This is a genomic window from Curtobacterium sp. MCBD17_023, assembly GCF_003224415.1.
In the GTDB taxonomy this organism is placed as follows: Bacteria; Actinomycetota; Actinomycetes; order Actinomycetales; family Microbacteriaceae; genus Curtobacterium.
The window spans coordinates 373,588-392,584 of sequence record NZ_QKLJ01000001.1 but is presented as its reverse complement, the minus strand read 5'-3'; the positions used below and the strand labels follow the sequence as shown (position 1 = coordinate 392,584).

Genomic DNA, 18,997 nt, shown 5'->3' with positions numbered 1-18,997 from the left:
CGAGAGTCGTCCCACTGGAGGGGTGGCCCTCGGCCCGGAGCGGCGGGGTCACCAGCCCGGCCGGAGCGACGGCAGGATGTCCTGGTGCCCTCCGCGTCCGACACCGACCCCCGCCACGTGCGTCGAGCCGTCGACCGCGACATCGTCCGGCTCGCGCTGCCCGCACTCGGCGCGCTCGTCGTCGAACCGCTCTTCCTGCTGACCGACACCGCACTCGTCGGGCACCTGGGCGCGGCACCACTCGCCGCCGTCGGGGTGGCGAGCGCGGTCCTGCAGACGGTGACGGGCCTCCTGGTCTTCCTCGCCTACGCCACCACGCCGGCCGTGGCCCGGGCGCTCGGCTCCGGTGACCGCCGCGGCGCCGTGCACGCTGGCATCGACGGTATGTGGCTGGCGCTCGCGCTGGGGGTGGTGCTCGCGCTCGTCGGCTGGCCGCTCGCCGGGCCGCTCGTCGACCTGTTCGGGGCGACGCCCGGGGTCTCCGCGGCCGCCACGGCGTACCTCACCGTCTCGCTGATCGGGTTGCCCGGCATCCTGGTCGTCACGGCCTCGACCGGGCTGTTCCGCGGACTGCAGGACACCCGCACCCCCCTCGTCGTCGCGAGCGTCGGCTTCGTCGCGAACGGTCTGCTCAACGCGCTCCTCATCTACGGGTTCGGCTGGGGCGTGGAGGGGTCGGCCGCGGGCACGGTCGTCGTGCAGTGGGCGATGGCCGCGGTGTACGTCGGCATCGCCGTCCGCGCCGCCCGGGCATCGGGCGCACCGCTCCGGCCCGGCGCCTCCGGGGTCGTACGGGTGCTGCGGTCCGGCGCGTGGTTGTTCCTCCGGACCGCGTCGTTGCGGGTCGCGATGCTCGCGACGATCGCCACCGCGGCCGGCCTCGGCACGATCGGTCTCGCGACGACCCAGATCGGGCTGACGGTGTTCAGCACGCTCGCGTTCGCACTCGACGCGCTCGCGATCGCCGGACAGGCGCTGGTCGGGCACGCCCTCGGGGCGCGGGACGCCGGGCGCGTCCGCCTGGTGACCGGGAGGCTCGTGGTGCTCGGGATCGTCGGCGGCGTCCTGCTCGGGGTGCTGACGGCCGCTGCCAGCGGCGTGCTCGGGCCGGTCTTCTCCGACTCCGCCGACGTCCGGGCGGCCCTCCCCCTCGTGCTCGTCCTCATCGCGGTCGGGCTGCCGGTCGCCGGCTACGTGTTCGTGCTCGACGGGGTGCTCATCGGTGCGGGTGACGCCCGCTACCTGGCGCTCGCGGGCGTCGTGAACCTGGTCGTGTACCTGCCGCTGCTGTGGTGGCTCGGGGACGGGCTGGCGGCGCTGTGGGCGGTGTTCTCGTTCGGGTACATCGGCGTGCGGGCGGTGACGCTCGGGGTCCGGGCGCACCGGCCGGGGTGGATCGCGGCGGCTCTGGCACGGTGACGACGCGGTCCGCCGGCTGCGGGCCGACCGGTCGACACGCCGGTGCCCGCGAGGTCGGGACTCTCAGTCCCGCTCGATGGCTGCGAGCCCCTCCAAGAGGTGTCCGATCGACGCGGCGCCGTCGAGCAGCATCCCGACGTCGATGCTCTCGTCGCTCGAGTGCCAGTGGTCCTCGGGCAGGCCGGTGCCGATGAAGAGGACCGGTGCGTCGAAGGTGCGCCCGAGGAGCTCCGCCGGACCGCCGCCCGCGTTCCCCATGCGTCCGGCGGTCCCACCACCGTGCCCTCGTTCCATGGCGCGGACGAGTGCCTCCAGTGCCGGCCCGTCCGGGGTCACGTAGGGGTCCTGGCCGGACTCCTCCGGGATGGTCAGCTCGTACTCGACCCCGTCGGGCATCGTCGATCCGACGAAGCGGCGGAGTTGGTCGGCGACGGCCGCGACGTGCTGTCCGGGGACGGTGCGGATGCTGATCTCCGCCGTTGCCTCGCGGGGGATCACCGCCCGGGGGAACCCGGTCGGGTCGCCCGCGAGCAGGGTCAGCACCTCGATGGCCGGTCGTGCCCAGAGACGTTCCTCGACCGTGTGACCGGACTCACCGGTGACGCTCCGGGTCTCGGTGCGCTCGAGCCACACGTCGGTGTCGAACGACAGGTCGCCGAGCTGCTCCCGGCGCTCGTCGGTGAGTTCCTCCACGTCGTCGTAGAAACCGGGCAGCGCGATGCGTCCGTCGTCGTCGTGCAACGCGGCCAGCACGGTGACGAGTGCGTGGACCGGGTTCGGTGTGGGTCCTGACGCGGCTCCGCTGTGCACGTCGCGCAGGGGCCCGGTCACGGTCAGGGTCGCACCGGTCATCCCACGCATCGAGGTCACGACCGCCGGGTCCCCGTCCTTCCACTGCAGGGTGTCCGAGAAGACGACGACGTCGCACGACAGGCGCTCGTGTTCCTGGTCGAGCAGCGACGCGAAGTGCGTCGATCCGAGTTCCTCCTCGCCCTCGACGACGTACTTCAGGTTCACCGCCGGACCGGCGTCGCCCCGTCCGGCGAGGTGCGCGCGGAGACCCCAGAGGTGCGCGATCACCTGTCCCTTCGCGTCGGAGGCACCCCGCCCGTACAACCGCCCGTCGCGCAGCACCGGCTGGAACGGCTCCGTCTCGGCCCACTCCTCCGGCTTGGCGTGCCGGACGTCGTGGTGGCTGTAGACCAGGACCGTCGGCTTCGCCGGATCGACGATCCACTCGCCGACCACGGTGGGTGACGGGCCCGCCCAGAGGATGTCCGTGGTGAGCCCGACCTCGCGCATGGCCGCTGCGAGCCACCGGGCGGATCGCTCCACGTCGATGGAGCGCTCGGGCTGGGACGCCACCGACGGGATCCGCACCCAGTGCTCGAGCTGGCCGAGCACCTCCTCGCGGTTGTCGGCCAGGAAGCGACCGACACCCGAGGGGTCGGACGGTCCGGGCAGGGGCAGGGAGGGCGTGGAGTCCATGGTGTTCGGTCCTGACGTCGAGGGTGTTCCTCGCACACGGTCCCCCCGTCAGGGGCCGAGGCGTCACAGACGGCTCGCACGGCGGACATGGGCCACCGAACGCGGGAACGGGGAGGGGACACGGTGTCGGACGCCTTGGCTGAGGGCATGCGGACCATCGGCGTCGAAGAAGAACTGCTCCTCGTGGACGGGACCACCGGAGCCCCGGTCCCGATCGCGGACCTCGTGCTCGAACGTGCCCGGGCGGAGCGGCTGCCGCTCGACGGCGCGGAGTTCGCCGGTGAGATGCAGCTGGAGATGCTCGAGGTCATCACACGTCCCCACTCGACGCTGGCGACGCTCGGCCGGCAGGTCCTCGACAACCGTGCCCTCGCGATGCGGCTCGCCGGCGAGCACGGTGCCCTCGCGGCGCCGCTCGCCAGTTCACCGCTGCCCACCGTCCCCCACCTGCGTTCCTCCGACCGGTACGAACGCATGGTGCAGCGGTTCGGCGCGGTGCCCCGGCACAGTCTCACCTGCGGACTGCACGTCCACGTGGCCGTCGAGTCCGACCACGAGGGCGTCGCGGTCCTCGACCGCATCCGGACCTGGCTGCCGATCCTCATCGCCCTGACCGCGAACTCGCCGTTCCACGCGGGTGAGGACACCGGTCACGCCAGCTTCCGGTCGGTGACGTGGAACCAGTGGCCGACCGCCGGACCAGCGGAACGGTACGAGACGGTGGCCGGGTACCGGGGGCTCACCGCCGCGATCAACGGGACCGGAGCCCTCCTCGACCCCGCGATGCTCTACTTCGACGCCCGACTGTCCCGCAACCACCCGACCGTCGAGGTGCGAGTGACGGACGTACCGCTCGACCCGACGATGACGGTCGCCGTGGCCGGGCTCGTGCGGGCGCTCGTCGACACCGCGGTCGACGAGTGGCACGCCGGGAAGCCGCCTGCCGCCACGCCTGCCTGCATCATCCGGCTCGCGAACTGGCGGGCCGCGATCGAGGGACTCGACGGCCACCTCGTCGAACCGCTCACCAACCGGCCGCTCCCCGCGCACGAGGTGGTCCTGATGCTGCTCGAGCACCTCCGACCCGCCCTGACGGCGAACGGCGACGACCAGCTCGTCGAGCACGCCGTCCACGAGGCCTTCGTCTCGGGCAACGGGGCGACCCGTCAGCGCGCCGTCCACGCCACGTCCGGGGACCTCGGGCAGGTCGCCGTCCGAGCCGCAGGCGCGGAGCCGACCCCGTCGACCCTCCCGGAGACCGCCGTGCGGACCCTACGGTGACGACCGCAGCGTGCGTCGTCCGGGAGCCGCGACCGCTCGCGTCCCGTCCCGTCATGCCCGGAGCAGGTCCGAGCCGGATCCCGCGGGTTCCGCCCTGGAGGCCGCTCCGGAGTCCGCATCACGCGGCACGTCCACCAGTGCCCCTGTGCAACCGCGGACATGACGGCGAGAGTGGCCCCACTGCCGCCGGATCGTCGACGCAGCCACCGATCGACGGAGGATCCCCATGACGCAGACGACGACACCGCCGGCCCTCGGCGAGGAACCCGACGAACTCCTCGGACGTCGTCCGCTGCGCACCGGCATCCGTGCCGTCAACTGGCACACGTCGACGGACCACAAGACGATCGGCAACCTGTACCTGGTGACGGCGTTCGGCTACTTCTGCGTCGCCGGGCTGATGGCCGTGGTCATGCGCACCGAGCTCGCGACACCCGGACTCGACGTCATCGACACCCGTGAGCAGTACAACCAGCTCATGACCATGCACGGCACGGTCATGCTGCTGCTGTTCGCGACACCACTGTTCGCGGGCTTCGCGAACGCGATCATGCCGCTGCAGATCGGCGCACCGGACGTCGCCTTCCCCCGACTCAACGCCCTGTCCTACTGGATGTACGCGTTCGGCAGCGCCATCGCGATGGGCGGCTTCCTCACGCCGGCGGGCTCGGCGTCCTTCGGCTGGACGGCGTACGCGCCGTTGTCCGACACCACCTTCGAGCCCGGACTCGGCAGCACCCTCTGGGTCGCCGGCCTGAGCATGACCGGGTTCAGCACCATCCTCGGTGCGGTGAACTTCATCACGACGGCCATCACGATGCGCGCTCCCGGCATGACGATGTTCCGGATGCCGATCTTCACGTGGAACGTGCTCATCACGTCGATCCTCGTGCTGATGGCGTTCCCCGTGCTCGCAGCGGCGTTGTTCGGGCTCCTCCTCGACCGCGCCTTCGACGCGCAGATCTACAACCCGGCCAACGGCGGCCCCTTGCTCTGGCAGCACCTCTTCTGGTTCTTCGGCCACCCCGAGGTCTACGTCATCGCACTGCCGTTCTTCGGCATCGTCTCCGAGGTCTTCCCGGTCTTCAGCCGCAAGCCGATCTTCGGGTACAAGACCCTCGTCTACGCCACGATCTCGATCGCCGGACTGTCCATCACCGTCTGGGCGCACCACATGTTCGCCACCGGCAGTGTGCTGCTGCCGTGGTTCTCGCTCCTCACCATGCTCATCGCCGTTCCCACCGGAGTGAAGATCTTCAACTGGGTCGGCACCATGTGGCAAGGTTCGGTTACCTTCGAGACACCGATTCTCTGGGCAATCGGGTTCCTCATCACGTTCACCTTCGGCGGGTTAACCGGCGTGATCCTCGCATCACCCCCACTGGACTTCCACGTCCACGACTCCTACTTCGTCGTCGCCCACTTCCACTACGTCGTCTTCGGCACCGTCGTGTTCGCAATGTTCTCCGGCTTCACCTTCTGGTGGCCGAAGCTGACCGGCAAGATGCTCGGCGAGCGTCTCGGGAAGATCCACTTCTGGATGCTGTTCATCGGGTTCCACATGACCTTCCTCATCCAGCACTGGTTGGGCGTGATCGGCATGCCGCGCCGGTACGCGAGCTACCTGCCGAGCGACGGGTTCACCTGGCTGCACCAGGTCTCGACGGTCGGTGCGTTCCTCACCGCCGCCTCGATGCTGCCGTTCTTCCTCAACATCGTGCAGACGATGCGCCACGGACAGCGCGTGCGGGTCAACGACCCATGGGGCTACGGCCGCTCGCTCGAGTGGGCCACCTCCTGCCCGCCGCCTCGGCACAACTTCACCGCGGTCCCTCGTATCCGCTCGGAGTCCCCGGCCTTCGACCTCAACCACCCCGAGGCAGGCGTTCCCGTCGGCGTCGGTCCGGCGATGGACGCCCCGGACGCAGCCACGCACGACCAGGCGAGCGGCAGGACCCGGAACGCGTCGGGCACGGGCCAGCAGTTCTGACCACGGATCCCACTCCGCTCCCTCCGGGACCGCCGCGCTGTGCGGGCGGTGGTCCCGCTACGGCGCCGTCTCGTCGCCCGGTGCGGTGGCGGCGAGTGCCGTCGTGCGGCGTGGCGGACCGGGCTTGGGACGGAGGTCCGTCACGTCGCCGTCCTCGCGCGTGACGACCAGCCCCCGGGAACTCGAAGCGGAAGCGGCGAGTTCCCGCAACCACCGCTCGTTGATCGCCGGGACACGACTGCCGTCGAACTTGAAGTGCACGAGGACGTTCGGGTGCAGCCAGATCGAACTCCGCCCGGACCCCACGTCCGCGGCGTCCTTCCACGACATCAGGAACGCCTCGCCCCGACGCAGCTTGTTGACGATGACGATCTGGAGATGGGTGAGCGTGCGGTCGTCCACGACGACGACCAGACTGTCGTAGCTGATGGATCCCATGCCGACCTCGCCAGGCCACCGGGTGATGACGGGAGCCGCCGCTGCTCGAACCACCCGGTAGCTGGGAATGGCTCCTGGGCCGTGTTGCTTGGATGGCCGGTAGCCGCAGCCTACTCGGGCACGGTCGACAGACGGGAACCCCTTGCGCCGGATCACGATGACCGTCGACGGCACGTCGCACGCGCTCGCGCAGGGCCAGGACCTGCACGCGCTGGAAGCAGCCGTGGTGGCGGCGGATCGTGCCGGCGCCGACGTCGTGACGGTGACCCTCTACGGGAACCGGGCACTCGACGTGGTCGTGACCCCCGGCGTGGCGATCACGTTCGAGGTCGAGGACGTCCCCGACGAGGACCGCGACGACGGCGACCTCGACAACCCGTTCGACGTCCCGGACTTCGAGGCGTTCAACGGGTAGTCGCGGTGACCCGCGGCGCGGGCGCGAGCGGACGCACGCGCACGGCCGAGGGCCGCTCGCCCGTCCGCCCACCGACGGACGAGACGCGGTCCACGCCGTCAGTCGCGCGGTCGCCCGCTCGGCGGTCCCGTCGTGTCGCCGATCCGCAGCTCGGACCGGAACGACGCCGGCTCGGGCGACTCCCCCTCGAGCATGGCGAGTGCGGCGCGGGCTGCCGCTTCGCCCTTCGGCACGAACGGCTGCACGAGCGTCGTCAACTGCCGGATCGGGGATCGGTAGAGCAGGCTGTCGTCCACGTGGATGCCGTCGAAGCCCACGACGCTGACGTCCTCGGGGACGCGGAGTCCGGCGTCGAGCGCGGCCGAGATCACTCCGACCGCGAGCAGGTCGCTCTGTGCGACGACCGCGGTGGGGGGCTCGACGCCGGGGGTGAATAGCGCCGCTCCGGCGATGCGGCCCTCCTCGACCGAGCTGCCCGCCGACGCGATCGCCGGTGCGTCCGGGTAGACGTCCCGGACGCCGCGGAGTCGCTCGGTCGTGGTGAACGCGGACGATGCGCGCTCCCGCTCGGCGCTGACGGGACCGCGCTCCCGGGCGCTGTCGAGGGGCAGGGTCACGACGGTGACCTGCCGGTGGCCGAGGTCGTGGAGGAACGCGGCAGCCCGTCGGGACGCGTCGCGGTTGTCGAGGTGCACGGGGACGGCGCCCTCGATGGCGTCCGCCTCGATCGCGACGACGGGGATCGAGCGTCGCCGGAGGACGGCGACCGCCGGGTCGATCCGGACGTTGCACCCGATGAGGATGACGGCGTCCATCGGGGCGTCGACGAGCGGTGCCATGCCGCGCTCGTCGTCGAGCGGGCTCCGGACGAGGAGCAGCGACACCCCCGCGGCTCCGGCGACCTCGGCGATGCCGTCCAGGGTGAGGACGTTCACGGGGTCGCGGAACGCGTCGCTCAGACGGTCGTCGAGCACGACGCCGATCACGCCGGACCGCCCACGCCGGAGGGAGCGGGCGCGTGGGTCTGGTCCGTCGTAGCCGAGCTCGGCGGCGACGGCGAGGATGCGCTGGCGGGTGTCCTCGGACACCGGGCCGGTACCGCTGAAGGCGAGGGAGGCGGTGGACGGCGCGACGCCGGCCGCACGGGCGACGGCGGCGAGCGTCGGGCGCGTGGGGCGACCGGACCGGGAGGCCCGGGGTGCGCCCGCAGCGTCGGGTCTCCGGGCAGCGTCGGCCGTGGGGGCGTCATCCGGACCGTCGGTGCGGTCGACGCCCGGGCGGGGGCCCGACGCGCCGGGGTCACTTGCCGTGTCGTCCATCGCTCGTTAGCGTATCGGCTACCCCTCCTCGAATCGATTCGATCGGACAGTTCCATGACGACGGCCGGCACCCGCCCCGCTCCGACGACCCGCGCCTGGCGCAACGCGGTGTTCGTGGTGTTCACCCTGTCCGGGCTCGACATCGCGACCTGGCTCGGACGCGTGCCGAGCGTGCGGGACTCCCTGGACGCCTCGACCTTCACGATGGGCCTGCTCGTCCTCGGCATGTCGGTCGGGTCGATCGCCGGCCTGACCTTCGCCGGCCACATCGTCGCGAGGCTCGGTGCCCGTCGCGGTGTCCTCGTGGCCGCCGCGTGCCTGGCGCTCGGCATGGTGGCCGCGGGCATCGCCGTCACGATGGACTGGGGCTTCGCCGCGATCTGGATCTGCCTCATCGCGTTCGGGTTCGGCAACGGCCTGTGCGACGTGTCGATGAACGTGTCCGGAGCGACCGCCGAGCGACTCGGCGGCCGGACGATCATGCCGCTGTTCCACGCGGCGTTCAGCGTCGGGACGCTCGCCGGCGCGGGCATCGGCGCCCTCGCCGAGCGCTTCGAGGTCCCGGTCGCGCTGCACTTCGTGGTCGTCGGCGTCCTCACGAGCCTGGCGATGCTCGTCGCCATCCGCTGGTTCGGCGAGGACCGGCACGTCGAGCCCGAGCCGACCGACACCAGCCCGGTGGCACTGCCGGTCTCGCGGTGGGCGATCTGGAAGCAGCCGTCGACCCTCCTCATCGGGGTCGTCGTGCTCGGCATGGCCCTGGCCGAGGGCTCCGCGAACGACTGGCTGCCCCTCGCGATGATCGACGGCCACGGCCTGGCGAACGACGGCGGCTCGGCCGTGCTCGCCGTCTTCCTCGCCGCGATGACCGTCGGCCGCGTCGCCGGCAGCCCGCTCATCGACCGGTTCGGACGGGTCCCGGTGCTCCGGGCGAGCGCGGTGGTCGCGGTCGTCGGCCTCGGCATGCTCATCTTCGTGCCGAACGTCCCGATCGCGATCGTCGGTGTCGTGCTCTGGGGGCTCGGTGCCTCGCTCGGGTTCCCGATGGGGATGTCGGCCGCCGCGGACGACCCCCGCACCGCGGCCGCCAAGGTCAGCGCCGTCGCGACGATCGGCTACGTGGCGTTCCTCGCCGGACCGCCGATCATCGGGTTCGCCGGCGAGCACGTCGGCCTCCTCAACGGGCTCCTCATCGTGTTCGTGTTCATCATCGCGGCCGGCCTCGCGTCCGGTGCCGCGCGGGAGCGGACCGCGACCACCCGCCCGGGCGACGGACGGACCGGCGGCGACCCCGGCCTCCCGGGCGGCGCGGCTGGCAGGGCTGGCGTGGCCGACCGGACCGACACGGCCGACCGGCGACGCTGAGCCGCCGGCACCGCCTGCCTCCGCCCGGAGCAGCGAGCAGCGAGCACAGGGGCCGGTGGGCGACCCGCCGGGCCGCCTGCGATCCCGGTTAGGCTTCCCGGGTGCGTCTCGTCATCGCCCGCTGCTCCGTCGACTACGCCGGTCGCCTGTCGGCCCACCTGCCCCTCGCGACCCGGCTCCTCATGCTGAAGGCCGACGGCTCGCTCCTCGTCCACTCGGACGGCGGCAGCTACAAGCCACTCAACTGGATGAGCCCGCCGTGCTCGATCGCGATCGCGGAACCCGACGACGACCAGGCGTCCGCGGGCATCACGCAGGTGTGGACGGTCACACAGAAGAAGACGCAGGACCGCCTCATCGTCAGCATCCACGAGGTGGTCGCCGACGAGTCGCACGACCTCGGCGTCGACCCCGGTCTGGTCAAGGACGGGGTGGAGGCGCACCTGCAGCAGCTCCTCGCCGAGCAGATCGAGCTCCTCGGTGACGGCCACACGCTGGTCCGCCGCGAGTACATGACCGCCATCGGTCCGGTCGACATCCTGGCGCGGGACGACGCGGGCGCGAGCGTCGCGGTCGAGATGAAGCGGAACGCCAACATCGACGCCGTCGAGCAGCTCACCCGCTACCTCGAGCTCATGAACCGCGACCCGCACCTGCGGCCGGTGCAGGGCGTCCTGGCGGCACAGTCGTTCGCCCCCCAGGCCCGCACCCTGGCCGAGGACCGCGGCATCCGCTGCCTCGTCCTCGACTACGACGAGATGCGCGGCATCGAGGGCGGGCACGCGCGGCTCTTCTGAGCGCGCCGGCGCCGCGACTCGGTTCCGACCGCGGGCCGGGAGGCCCGACCCGCCCCCGGCGGGCGGCTCACCCCGCCGCCGGGCGGCTCCGGCGGCGCGGCTAGGCTGGGTGGGACATGACAAGCAGCCCGGAGCGCCCCTTCACCGCCGTCCTGTTCGACCTCGACGGCACCATCAGCGACTCGGCGCCGGGCATCATCGAGAGCCTGACGCACACGTTCCGACAGGTCGGCGTCCCCGTGCCCGACCAGGACACCCTCATGTCGTTCGTGGGGCCGCCGATCCTCGACACCTTCCGCATCGCGATGGGCATGGACGACGAGCTCACCGAGCGCACCCTCGCCGTGTACCGCGAGCACTACTTCTCGCACGGAGCACTCGACTCCCGCATGTACCCGGGCATCGACGTCGTCCTGCACACCCTGCACGAGGCCGGCGTGCCGATCTCGACCGCGACGAGCAAGCCCGAGACCCCGGCGACCTACATCCTCGAGCACTACGGCCTGACCGGGGACATCGACGTCATCACCGGGGCGAGCGACGACGAGGTGCGCTCCGCCAAGGCCGACGTGGTCGAGGAGGCCCTGCGCCGGCTCGACGCCCGTGGGTTCGACATCAGCCGTCCGGTGCTCGTCGGGGACCGCCTGCACGACGTCGAGGGGGCGGCTGCGCACGGCGTCCCGACCGTCTTCGCCGAGTGGGGGTACGGCTCCCCCGCCGAGGCCGCAGGCACCGTCGCGCAGGCGGCGACCCCGCTCGACCTGCTGCCGATCCTGCTGCCGAGCACGTGAGCGGCGGCGGCGAGACCACCGGCGCGGCAGCTCGCCGTGCCGGACTCCGCGGGGCCGCGTGGCTGCTGCCCGCCGCGATCGTCCTCGTCGCGCTGAACTTCCGCGGCCCGATCGTCGCGCCGGCGCCGGTCATCGGGGACATCCGGGTCGACCTCGGCATGACGGCGACGGTCGCCGGGCTCCTCACCACGATCCCGGTGCTCTGCTTCGCCCTCGCGACGCCGTTCGCCAGCTGGGTCATCGCCCGGTTCACCGCGGAGCGCGCCGTGTCGCTGTCGCTGCTCATCGTGCTCGTCGGCACCGTCCTCCGGTCGGTCCCGCACGAGGCCGCGCTGCTCGTCGGCACCGCGGTGATCGGCATCGGCATCACGATCGGCAACGTGGTGATCCCGGTCGTCATCCGGCGGGACACCTCACCGGAACGGGTCGGCCTGGTCACGGGCGTGTACACCTCCGCGCTCAACGTCGGGTCGATGACGACCTCGCTCGGCACGGCACCGATCGCAGCCGTCTGGGGCTGGCCGGTCGCGATCGCGATCTGGGCCGTGCTCGCGGTCGTCGCCGGTGCCGCGTGGACCTACGCGGTCGGGGCGGGTGCCGCATGGCGTGGTGCCGACCGCGACTCCGGACCGGTGCCGGCGACCGGACCGATCGACCAGGTCCTGGACACCGGTGCGGTCCGCACGGTCCCGGCGGCCCCCGTCGTGGCGACCCTGCCGCACCCCGCCAAGCGCTGGGTGACGTGGGGGCTCATGCTCGCGTTCGGTGGGCAGGCGTTCTCGTACTACGCGCTGACCGCCTGGATCCCGACGCTGCTGCACGACGAGATCGGCTTCGACACGGCGTCGTCCGGGGCGAGCTCCTCGGTGTTCCAGATCCTGGCGGTCGTCGGGGCGCTCGGGGTGCCGGTGCTCGCCAGCCGGTCCCGGCCGCGCGCCATCATCGCCCTCGTCGCGTTCTTCTGGCTCGCGATGCCCCTCGGCCTGCTCGTCGCCCCACAGCTCTGGTTGCTGTGGTCGGTGCTCGGCGGCGCTGCCCAGGGCGGCGGCATCACGATCATCTTCATCGTCATCGTGCGGCTCGTGTCGAACGACGACGACGCCCGCCGGCTGTCCGCGTTCGTGCAGGGCGGCGGGTACCTGATCGGGTCGGCGGGGCCGCTCGTGGCCGGGGCCCTGCACGGGGCGACCGGCGGCTGGACGGCACCGCTGCTGACCGTCCTGGTGGCGGTGCTGCTCCTCGGCGTCGTCGGGTCCCTGTCCGCACGGAAGGTGCGCTGAGCCTCCCGCACCGCGCACCGGGAGCGGGCCGCGACCGGCGCGGTCAGGCGCTCTGGGCCTCCAGGACCTGGCGGAGCGACATCGGCGCCTGCCCGGTGACGCGCTCGACGTCCCCGGACACCTTCGCCAGCGCGCCCTCGCCGATCGCCGTGTAGGTGCTCACCCACGCGTCGGCCTGCCACGGCTCCGGGTCCCAGCGCTGCCGGGAGGCGTAGGCCTCCTCCACCGTCTCGCGGTGGTAGCTCACCGGCCGTCCCCGGACCGCGCTGACGGTCGCGGCCGCCTGCTCGAGCGTGATCGCCGCGGGTCCGGTGAGGTCGTACGTGCGGTCCATGTGCCGTTCCGGCGCACGGAGGACCGCGGTCGCCACACGTGCCACGTCGGCCCGGGCCACGGCGGCCATCGCCCCGTCGCCCGCCGGGCCCCGGATGACACCGTCCTCGCCGACGAGGTCCTCGACGAAGTCCAGGTAGAACGAGTCGCGCAGGAACGTGTGCGCCATCGAGGTGTCGCGCACCGCCTGCTCGGTCCACCAGTGGTCGCGGCCGAGCGTGAAGGTCGCGTCGGGGGCCGCGCCCTGGAAGGACGTGTAGACGACGTGCTGCACGCCGGCACTGGCCGCTGCGCGCACGACGGTGCGGTGCTGGTCGAGCCGGTCACGGGCCTCCGCGCCGGACACCAGGAACAGGACGTCGACGCCCTCGAGGGCGGCGCGGGCCGCGTCGCCGTCGGCGTACGTCGCGACGGCGACCTCGGCCCCGGGCAGCCGTGGGGCCCGGGAGGCGTCGCGGACGACCATGCGGAAGGGCACCTCGTCCGCGGCGAGCGCGCGGGCGACGGCGCCGCCGATGTTGCCGGTGGCCCCGGTGATGGCGATGGTCACGTCGTGCTCCTGTCGGTCGGTGCTGCTGTCGTCGGTGGGTCCGGTCAGGTCCGGACCAGGACGGAGGCCCGGTGCAGGTCCGCCGTCACCCGATCGGCGTTGACGCCGTCGACCTCCACGGCCCACCGTCGGGCGGCCTCGTGGTCGCGGCCGTGCCGCATGTGGCGACCGACCAGTCGGTCGATCCGCACGGAGTCGTCGACGACGCACGCCCACGTCTCGGTGAACAGGTCGGGCAGCTCCCGCCACGGGGCGGTCTGGTCGAGCAGGTAGTTGCCCTCGGAGACCACGAGCACGGTCTCCCGCGGGACGGCGATGCTGCCGGCCACGGGCTCGTCGACGCGACGGTCGAAGTCGGGAGCCCAGACCGTGCCGTCGGTCCCCCCGGTCGCGGCCAACCTCCGGACGAGTGCGACGTACCCGGCGGCGTCGAACGTGTCGACCGCGCCCTTGCGTCCGCGCCGGCCGAGGGTGTCGAGGGCCGCGTTCGCGAGGTGGAACCCGTCCATCGGCACCTGCACGGCGACGCCCGGACCGAGCCGCGTCACGACCTCGGTGACGACCCGTCGGGCGAGCGTGGACTTGCCCGCCCCGGGAGCGCCGGCGATGCCGACGACGCTGCGGCCGCCCGCCTCGGCGAGCGCCACCGCACGCGCCACGGCCTGGTCGACGGACAGGGTCTCCTGGGTGCGCACGGGTCCATCCTCGTGCATCGAGTGCCCGGACGGAGGGCGATCCCGCCGACGCGTCCGCTCGCCGTCGCCGGGCGCCGTGCCCCACGAACGGGCGCGTTCCCCCCGCGGCGGACGGCCGGTAGCGTTCGTCACCTATGGCGCAGACGACATCCGGCCCGGCCGTCGCACAGGTCACCGCTCCCGACCGTGCGGCGCCGCTGGCCGTGCGGTCCTCGGCCAGGACGACCCCGCTGACGAACCAGGCGGTCATCGCCGCGGTGTCCGTGGTCGCCGCGGTCTGCAGCGTGCTGCTCCCCTGGCTCACGGTGACGAACGCGCCGAGCATGTGGGCCGGGACGGGACTCGCGCTCCTCGGGCTGGCGTTCACCGGACTGCTCGTGGCGCGACCCGGGCTCGCACGGTTCGAGCTCCTCGTCCCCGCGCTCGACTTCATCGCGATCGGCCTGCTGCGCTTCGGGACCGGCGACGCCCGGTCGCCCTTCCTCGCGGCCGTGCTCCTCCCGCTGATCTGGATCGCCGCCCGACCGGGTCGGCAGCACGTCGTCTACCCGCTGATCGGCACCGCGGTGACGTTCCTCCTGCCGACGGTCGTCGGTCAGGCCGAACTCGGCGCCAGCGAGGTCGTGCGCCTGGTGGTCGTCCTGGTGGTCTTCGTCGGGGTCGCCGGCGTCACGAACGAGCTCGCCCGGCAGGCCGTGGTCCGGCTGCAGGCGATGCAGGACCTGCGACAACAGGCGGAGGCGGAGATCAGCCAGGCCGCCCTCGTGCAGCGCTCCCTGCTGCCCGTCACCGCCGTGGACATCCCGGCCGTGCTGACGGTCCGGGCCGTGTGCCTCCCGACACGCTCGGTCGGCGGCGACTTCTACGACTGGTTCCCGATCACGGACGGCGCCGCCTTCACGCTCGGGGACGTGATGGGCAAGGGCGTCGGAGCGGGCATGATCGCCGCCGTCGTGCGTTCGGTCCTGCGCTCGTCCGTCCGCGAGGGAGCGCCCGACGAGGCGGTGAGCCGCACCGCGACGGGCCTCGACGTGGGCCTGGACGCGCCCGCCACGGAACAGTTCACGACCTGCTTCCACGTGCACGTCAGCGTCGACGGGATCGCGCGCTGGGTCGACGCCGGGCACGGCCTGACCCTGCTGCTCCGTGCGGACGGCAGCCACGAGTGGCTCCGGAGCGTCGACCTGCCGATCGGTGTCGGGACGTCCTGGACGACGCAGGAGACGGTGCTCCGTCCGGGCGACGTGATCCTCAGCGTCAGCGACGGTGTCCTCGACCTGTTCGGCGACGGCCTCGACGCCGTCGACCGGTTCGCGGAGTTCGCCGTCGCCGACCCGGACCCCGACCACCTCGTCGAGCGGCTCGAGGAGCGCGGTCGCGCCGGCCACAACGAGGACGACGTCACCGTGCTCGCGATCCGGTACGACCCGGAGCTCGAGGTCTCCCGGTCCTAGGCACCGCCCGGTCCGGCCTGCCCCCCCCGGACCGGCCAGCGCACCGGACGGCTGCGCCCCGGACCGGCCAGCGCACCGGACCGCTCGGTGCCGGCGGCCCTGCGCGGTCAAACCGTGGTGCCCCCGCCGACCCCGGCCCACCGGAGCGCCTGCACCACGAGCAGCCCGTGCCGGTGCGCCCCGAGCTCGTCGAGTGGCACCCACCGCGCCATGTCCGTCGTCCCCACCGCTTCGTGGCGCAGCGCTCCCCCGACCACCCGAGCCCGGTGCACCACCTGCACGGCCTTCATCGGTCGACCGTTCTGGTGCTTCCGACGCTCCGGCGGCACGACGTGCGACCGGATCCCGAGCAGCCCCTCGACCACGACGTCGTACCCGGTCTCCTCGCGGACCTCACGGACCGCACCCTCCTCGACCGTCTCGTCCAGCTCGACCCCGCCGCCGGGCAGCGTCCAGAGCCCGGCGTCCGGCCAGCTCAGCCGTGCGAGCAGCACCCGGTCGCCGTCGGTGACCACGGCGTAGGACGCCAGCCGGGTGTCGTAGTCCGTGTACTCCATGACCAGACCATCGCAGCAGGCGGGCCGATGCCGGCGAGCCGCGCCGTGCCTCCCGTCCAGCGGGTCGTGGACCGGTCCGGCGGCACGACCGCCGCCGCCTGCATCGGAGGATGCAACCTCCCGGGTCCCACCCTTCGGCCCTCGGCCGCGAGCGCTCGCGTTCCTAGCGTGGACGACGCACGCCGTCCCGCACCGTCCTCGTCAGGAGTCCTCGTGTCCACAGTCCTCTCACCCGCCCGCACCGGCACCGCCGTGCACCTCGACCGGGTCACCAAGACGTACCCGAACGGCCCGTCGACCGTGACCGCGCTCGACGGCGTCTCGCTCGACATCGCCTCCGGCAGCTTCACGGCCCTGATGGGTGCGTCCGGGTCCGGCAAGTCCACGTTCCTCAACTGTGCAGCCGGTCTCGACACCCCCTCGAGTGGCCGGGTGGTCATCGGAGGCATCGACCTCGGCGCGTTGCGCCCGGACGCCGTGACGCGGTTCCGCCGCGACCACGTCGGCTTCGTGTTCCAGGGCTACAACCTCGTGCCGCACCTGACCGTCGGCGAGAACGTGCGGCTGCCCCTGACACTCGCCGGCACCCGCGCCGACGAGCAGCGGATCGCGGAGCTGCTCGACGCCGTCGGCCTGGGGGGCATGACCGGCCGCCTGCCCGGGGAGCTGTCCGGCGGCCAGGCGCAGCGCGTCGCCATCGCGCGGGCCCTCGTCGCCGGGCCGGACGTCGTGTTCGCCGACGAGCCCACCGGTGCGCTCGACACCGCGACCGCGGAACGGATCCTGCAGCTCCTGCAGCACGCGGTGCGGTCACTCGGGCAGACCCTCGTGCTCGTCACCCACGACCCCCGGGCCGCGGCCTTCGCCGACCGGGTCGTGTTCCTCGCCGACGGTCGGGTGCGCGACGAGCTCCACTCCCCCACGCTCGAGTCGGTCACCGCCCGCGTCCTCGGCCTGGGGCGCTGAGCCGTGCGCGCCGCTCTCCGCTCCCTGCTCGTCGTCAACCGCGCGGCCGTCGTCGGCGCCGGTGTGGTCGTCGCCCTGGCCGCCGTGCTCCTCGCGGTCACGGGCGCCTGGCTCGAGGCCGGCATCCGGCATCCGGACGCCCCGTTCCTCTCCACCGTCGCGGGCTCCTTCGCCGGGACACTGCTGCTCATCACGGTGTTCATGGTGGCGAGCGTCTTCGCGGGGGTCCTCCGCGAACGGCGCCGCGAGTTCGCCCTGCTCCGGGCGATCGGTGCGACCGCCGGGCAGATCCGCGGCACGGTCCGCACCGAGGTCCTGGTCCTGCTCGCACTCGTCGCACCCGCGGGCGCACTCGTGGGCACCTTCGTCGCGCCCCTCGTGACACCCCTCCTGCGCTCGAGCGCGGTCGTCCCCGCCGGCTTCACGCTCACCCCGACGATCGTGCCGCTGGTCGGCACGCTGGTCGTCCTCGTGCCCACCGGACTGCTGGCCGCAGCGATGGCCGCGCGGGCAGCGACCCGCCCGAGCCCCACCGACGCCGTCCGTGCGAGCACGACCGACGTCCCCACGCTCTCGCGCGGTCGACGGATCGCAGCCGGGGTCACCGCGCTCATCGGCCTCGCGACCGCGACCACGCCCTTCTTCACCCCCGGCCTGGTCGGCAGTGCGACCGGCGCCACCTCCGCGATCGTGCTCGTGGTCGCGGCGGCCCTCGCCGGGCCGCTCCTCGTGCAGTGGGGTGCGCGGCGCGCCCTCCGCGGGGCCTCCGGACCGGCGGCCACGCTCGCGCTCCTCAACGCCCGCGGGGCCTCCCGCCGGCTCAGCGCCGCGGTGGTGCCGCTCGCGCTCCTCGTCGCGCTCGGGACGGTGCAGACCGGGACGGACGCCGCCGTCCAGCGTGCGACGGGGGACCAACTGGGGGCGGGCCTCCAGGCCGACCTCGTCGTGATCGGAGCGGACGGCGTGACCGCTGCCGAGGCGGACCGGATCGCGGCGATGCCGGGCGTCCGCGCGACGACGACGATGCGGGACACCGCCGGCTCGGTCCAGATCGAGCAGGCCGACGAGGACCTCCCCGCCCTCGGCGACCTCGAGTGGGAACCGACCGTGATCCGTGCACTGTCGGGCGACGACGGTCGCGTCGACCCCGCCGTCCGCGCCGGTTCCCTCGACGCGCTCGACGAGCCGGGCACCGTCGCGGTGAGCACCGACGTCATCGCCCTCACCCCGACCGGCCTCGGGGACACCATCCGGATGCGGACGGGTGACGGACCGACGACCCCGGCGCGGGTCGTCGCGGTCTACGACCGCGGCCTGGCGTTCGGTGACGTCCTCGTGCGCGACCGGACGAGCGGCCCGGCCGGCACGCTGCTCGTCGACACGGCCGCCGGTGACCGTGCCGCCGTCCGGGAGGCCCTGCTCGCCACCGGTGCGGACGTCACCTCGATCGACGGGTACGTCACGACCGCCCTCCGGTCAGGGGACGGCGACCGGCGGCTGTCCCTGGTCCTCGTCGTCGCCCTCCTCGCCTTCGTGGCTGCCGCCGCGGGCAACACGTTGCTCACCACCACCCGGGGTCGCCGCGACGAGTTCGGGCTGCTGCAGCGGACGGGCGCCACCCGCGTCCAGCTGCTGCGGATGGCCGGGGTCGAGACGGCCTACACCGCGGTCGCAGCCGTGGTGATCGGGACCCTCGCCGTCCTGCCGGCGCTGGTCGGCGTCGGGTTCGGGCTCGCCGGTGCTCCGGCAGCCGGGTTCGACCTCGCGTCCTGGGCCGGGTTCTCGCTCGCGGCGGTCGTCGTGGCGGTCGTAGGGGTGCTGCCGGTGGCGGGGCGGATCGCGCGGGGGCGGTGACGGGT

17 protein-coding genes are annotated in these 18,997 nt (G+C 73.1%); 11 read left to right on the top strand and 6 right to left on the bottom strand.

The genetic code is table 11. The features are described from left to right. The first annotated feature begins 84 nt into the window (after window positions 1–84). Entirely contained in the window at window positions 85–1,419 is a 1,335-nt protein-coding gene (locus DEI84_RS01905; RefSeq protein WP_258371657.1) for an MATE family efflux transporter, read from the top strand. A gap of 63 nt (window positions 1,420–1,482) precedes the next feature. Here DEI84_RS01905 and DEI84_RS01900 read toward each other — a convergent pair whose 3' ends face one another. Next, on the bottom strand, window positions 1,483–2,907 hold the full coding sequence (locus DEI84_RS01900) for a M20/M25/M40 family metallo-hydrolase (protein WP_110889451.1): 1,425 nt from the start codon (window positions 2,905–2,907) through the stop codon (window positions 1,483–1,485). Between the two features lie 147 nt (window positions 2,908–3,054). Here DEI84_RS01900 and DEI84_RS01895 point away from each other — a divergent pair, with 147 nt between their 5' ends. Together DEI84_RS01895 and ctaD are read left to right on the top strand one after the other, a co-directional pair. Next, window positions 3,055–4,188 carry a glutamate--cysteine ligase gene (locus DEI84_RS01895; protein WP_181420302.1) on the top strand — a complete coding sequence of 378 codons (1,134 nt, stop codon included), beginning with the start codon at window positions 3,055–3,057 and terminating at the stop codon, window positions 4,186–4,188. Window positions 4,189–4,414: 226 nt separating this feature from the next. After that, a complete protein-coding gene (gene ctaD / locus DEI84_RS01890; protein WP_110889449.1) occupies window positions 4,415–6,178 on the top strand; it encodes a cytochrome c oxidase subunit I in 1,764 nt (587 codons plus the stop codon). A 57-nt stretch (window positions 6,179–6,235) separates the two neighbouring features. On the opposite strand, the gene DEI84_RS01885 is transcribed toward ctaD, so the two are convergent. Beyond that, on the bottom strand, window positions 6,236–6,616 hold the full coding sequence (locus DEI84_RS01885; RefSeq protein WP_181420301.1) for an ATP-dependent DNA ligase: 381 nt from the start codon (window positions 6,614–6,616) through the stop codon (window positions 6,236–6,238). A gap of 157 nt (window positions 6,617–6,773) precedes the next feature. Here DEI84_RS01885 and DEI84_RS01880 point away from each other — a divergent pair, with 157 nt between their 5' ends. Then, entirely contained in the window at window positions 6,774–7,031 is a 258-nt protein-coding gene (locus DEI84_RS01880) for a hypothetical protein (protein ID WP_110889448.1), read from the top strand. Window positions 7,032–7,129: 98 nt separating this feature from the next. On the opposite strand, the gene DEI84_RS01875 is transcribed toward DEI84_RS01880, so the two are convergent. Then, entirely contained in the window at window positions 7,130–8,350 is a 1,221-nt protein-coding gene (locus tag DEI84_RS01875; RefSeq protein WP_110889447.1) for a LacI family DNA-binding transcriptional regulator, read from the bottom strand. Window positions 8,351–8,404: 54 nt separating this feature from the next. Here DEI84_RS01875 and DEI84_RS01870 point away from each other — a divergent pair, with 54 nt between their 5' ends. The 4 genes from DEI84_RS01870 to DEI84_RS01855 all read left to right on the top strand — a co-directional run bounded on the left by DEI84_RS01870 (window position 8,405) and on the right by DEI84_RS01855 (window position 12,583). Beyond that, the gene (locus DEI84_RS01870) at window positions 8,405–9,715 is read left to right on the top strand and encodes an MFS transporter (RefSeq protein ID WP_110889446.1); all 1,311 of its coding nucleotides are present in this window, start codon (window positions 8,405–8,407) and stop codon (window positions 9,713–9,715) included. A gap of 101 nt (window positions 9,716–9,816) precedes the next feature. After that, the gene (nucS, locus tag DEI84_RS01865) at window positions 9,817–10,512 is read left to right on the top strand and encodes an endonuclease NucS (RefSeq protein ID WP_110825736.1); all 696 of its coding nucleotides are present in this window, start codon (window positions 9,817–9,819) and stop codon (window positions 10,510–10,512) included. Window positions 10,513–10,628: 116 nt separating this feature from the next. Continuing rightward, window positions 10,629–11,303 (top strand): HAD hydrolase-like protein, encoded by a 675-nt coding sequence (locus DEI84_RS01860; protein ID WP_110825737.1) that lies wholly within the window; start codon window positions 10,629–10,631, stop codon window positions 11,301–11,303. Next, window positions 11,300–12,583 carry a CynX/NimT family MFS transporter gene (locus DEI84_RS01855; RefSeq protein ID WP_110889445.1) on the top strand — a complete coding sequence of 428 codons (1,284 nt, stop codon included), beginning with the start codon at window positions 11,300–11,302 and terminating at the stop codon, window positions 12,581–12,583. The genes DEI84_RS01860 and DEI84_RS01855 overlap by 4 nt, the downstream gene beginning before the upstream one ends. 43 nt (window positions 12,584–12,626) lie before the next feature. Here the strand turns inward: DEI84_RS01855 and DEI84_RS01850 are convergent, their stop codons facing one another. Beyond that, complete coding sequence (locus DEI84_RS01850; protein WP_181420300.1) at window positions 12,627–13,466, bottom strand: SDR family oxidoreductase; 840 nt, start codon at window positions 13,464–13,466, stop codon at window positions 12,627–12,629. Window positions 13,467–13,510: 44 nt separating this feature from the next. Beyond that, window positions 13,511–14,161, bottom strand: coding sequence for a nucleoside/nucleotide kinase family protein (locus DEI84_RS01845; protein ID WP_258371656.1), 651 nt, complete (start codon window positions 14,159–14,161; stop codon window positions 13,511–13,513). A 134-nt stretch (window positions 14,162–14,295) separates the two neighbouring features. Here DEI84_RS01845 and DEI84_RS01840 point away from each other — a divergent pair, with 134 nt between their 5' ends. Further along, window positions 14,296–15,615, top strand: coding sequence for a PP2C family protein-serine/threonine phosphatase (locus DEI84_RS01840; protein WP_110825740.1), 1,320 nt, complete (start codon window positions 14,296–14,298; stop codon window positions 15,613–15,615). Window positions 15,616–15,722: 107 nt separating this feature from the next. Here DEI84_RS01840 and DEI84_RS01835 read toward each other — a convergent pair whose 3' ends face one another. Next, a complete protein-coding gene (locus tag DEI84_RS01835) occupies window positions 15,723–16,172 on the bottom strand; it encodes an NUDIX hydrolase (RefSeq protein ID WP_110889443.1) in 450 nt (149 codons plus the stop codon). A gap of 213 nt (window positions 16,173–16,385) precedes the next feature. Between DEI84_RS01835 and DEI84_RS01830 the strand changes: the two genes are divergently transcribed. Both DEI84_RS01830 and DEI84_RS01825 read left to right on the top strand, forming a co-directional pair. After that, entirely contained in the window at window positions 16,386–17,138 is a 753-nt protein-coding gene (locus DEI84_RS01830; RefSeq protein WP_258371655.1) for an ABC transporter ATP-binding protein, read from the top strand. A gap of 3 nt (window positions 17,139–17,141) precedes the next feature. Then, window positions 17,142–18,992: an ABC transporter permease gene (locus tag DEI84_RS01825; RefSeq protein WP_110889441.1), complete on the top strand. Its 1,851-nt coding sequence runs from the start codon at window positions 17,142–17,144 to the stop codon at window positions 18,990–18,992. Window positions 18,993–18,997: the final 5 nt, after the last annotated feature.

Bases quoted from the DNA above. Each gene is read 5' to 3' on its own strand.
- DEI84_RS01885 (WP_181420301.1), bottom strand. From the start codon at position 6,616: ATGGGATCCATCAGCTACGACAGTCTGGTCGTCGTCGTGGACGACCGC.
- DEI84_RS01875 (WP_110889447.1), bottom strand. From the start codon at position 8,350: ATGGACGACACGGCAAGTGACCCCGGCGCGTCGGGCCCCCGCCCGGGC.
- DEI84_RS01895 (WP_181420302.1), top strand. From the start codon at position 3,055: ATGCGGACCATCGGCGTCGAAGAAGAACTGCTCCTCGTGGACGGGACC.
- DEI84_RS01835 (WP_110889443.1), bottom strand. From the start codon at position 16,172: ATGGAGTACACGGACTACGACACCCGGCTGGCGTCCTACGCCGTGGTC.
- DEI84_RS01900 (WP_110889451.1), bottom strand. From the start codon at position 2,907: ATGGACTCCACGCCCTCCCTGCCCCTGCCCGGACCGTCCGACCCCTCG.
- DEI84_RS01880 (WP_110889448.1), top strand. From the start codon at position 6,774: ATGACCGTCGACGGCACGTCGCACGCGCTCGCGCAGGGCCAGGACCTG.
- ctaD (WP_110889449.1), top strand. From the start codon at position 4,415: ATGACGCAGACGACGACACCGCCGGCCCTCGGCGAGGAACCCGACGAA.
- DEI84_RS01870 (WP_110889446.1), top strand. From the start codon at position 8,405: ATGACGACGGCCGGCACCCGCCCCGCTCCGACGACCCGCGCCTGGCGC.
- DEI84_RS01840 (WP_110825740.1), top strand. From the start codon at position 14,296: ATGGCGCAGACGACATCCGGCCCGGCCGTCGCACAGGTCACCGCTCCC.
- DEI84_RS01860 (WP_110825737.1), top strand. From the start codon at position 10,629: ATGACAAGCAGCCCGGAGCGCCCCTTCACCGCCGTCCTGTTCGACCTC.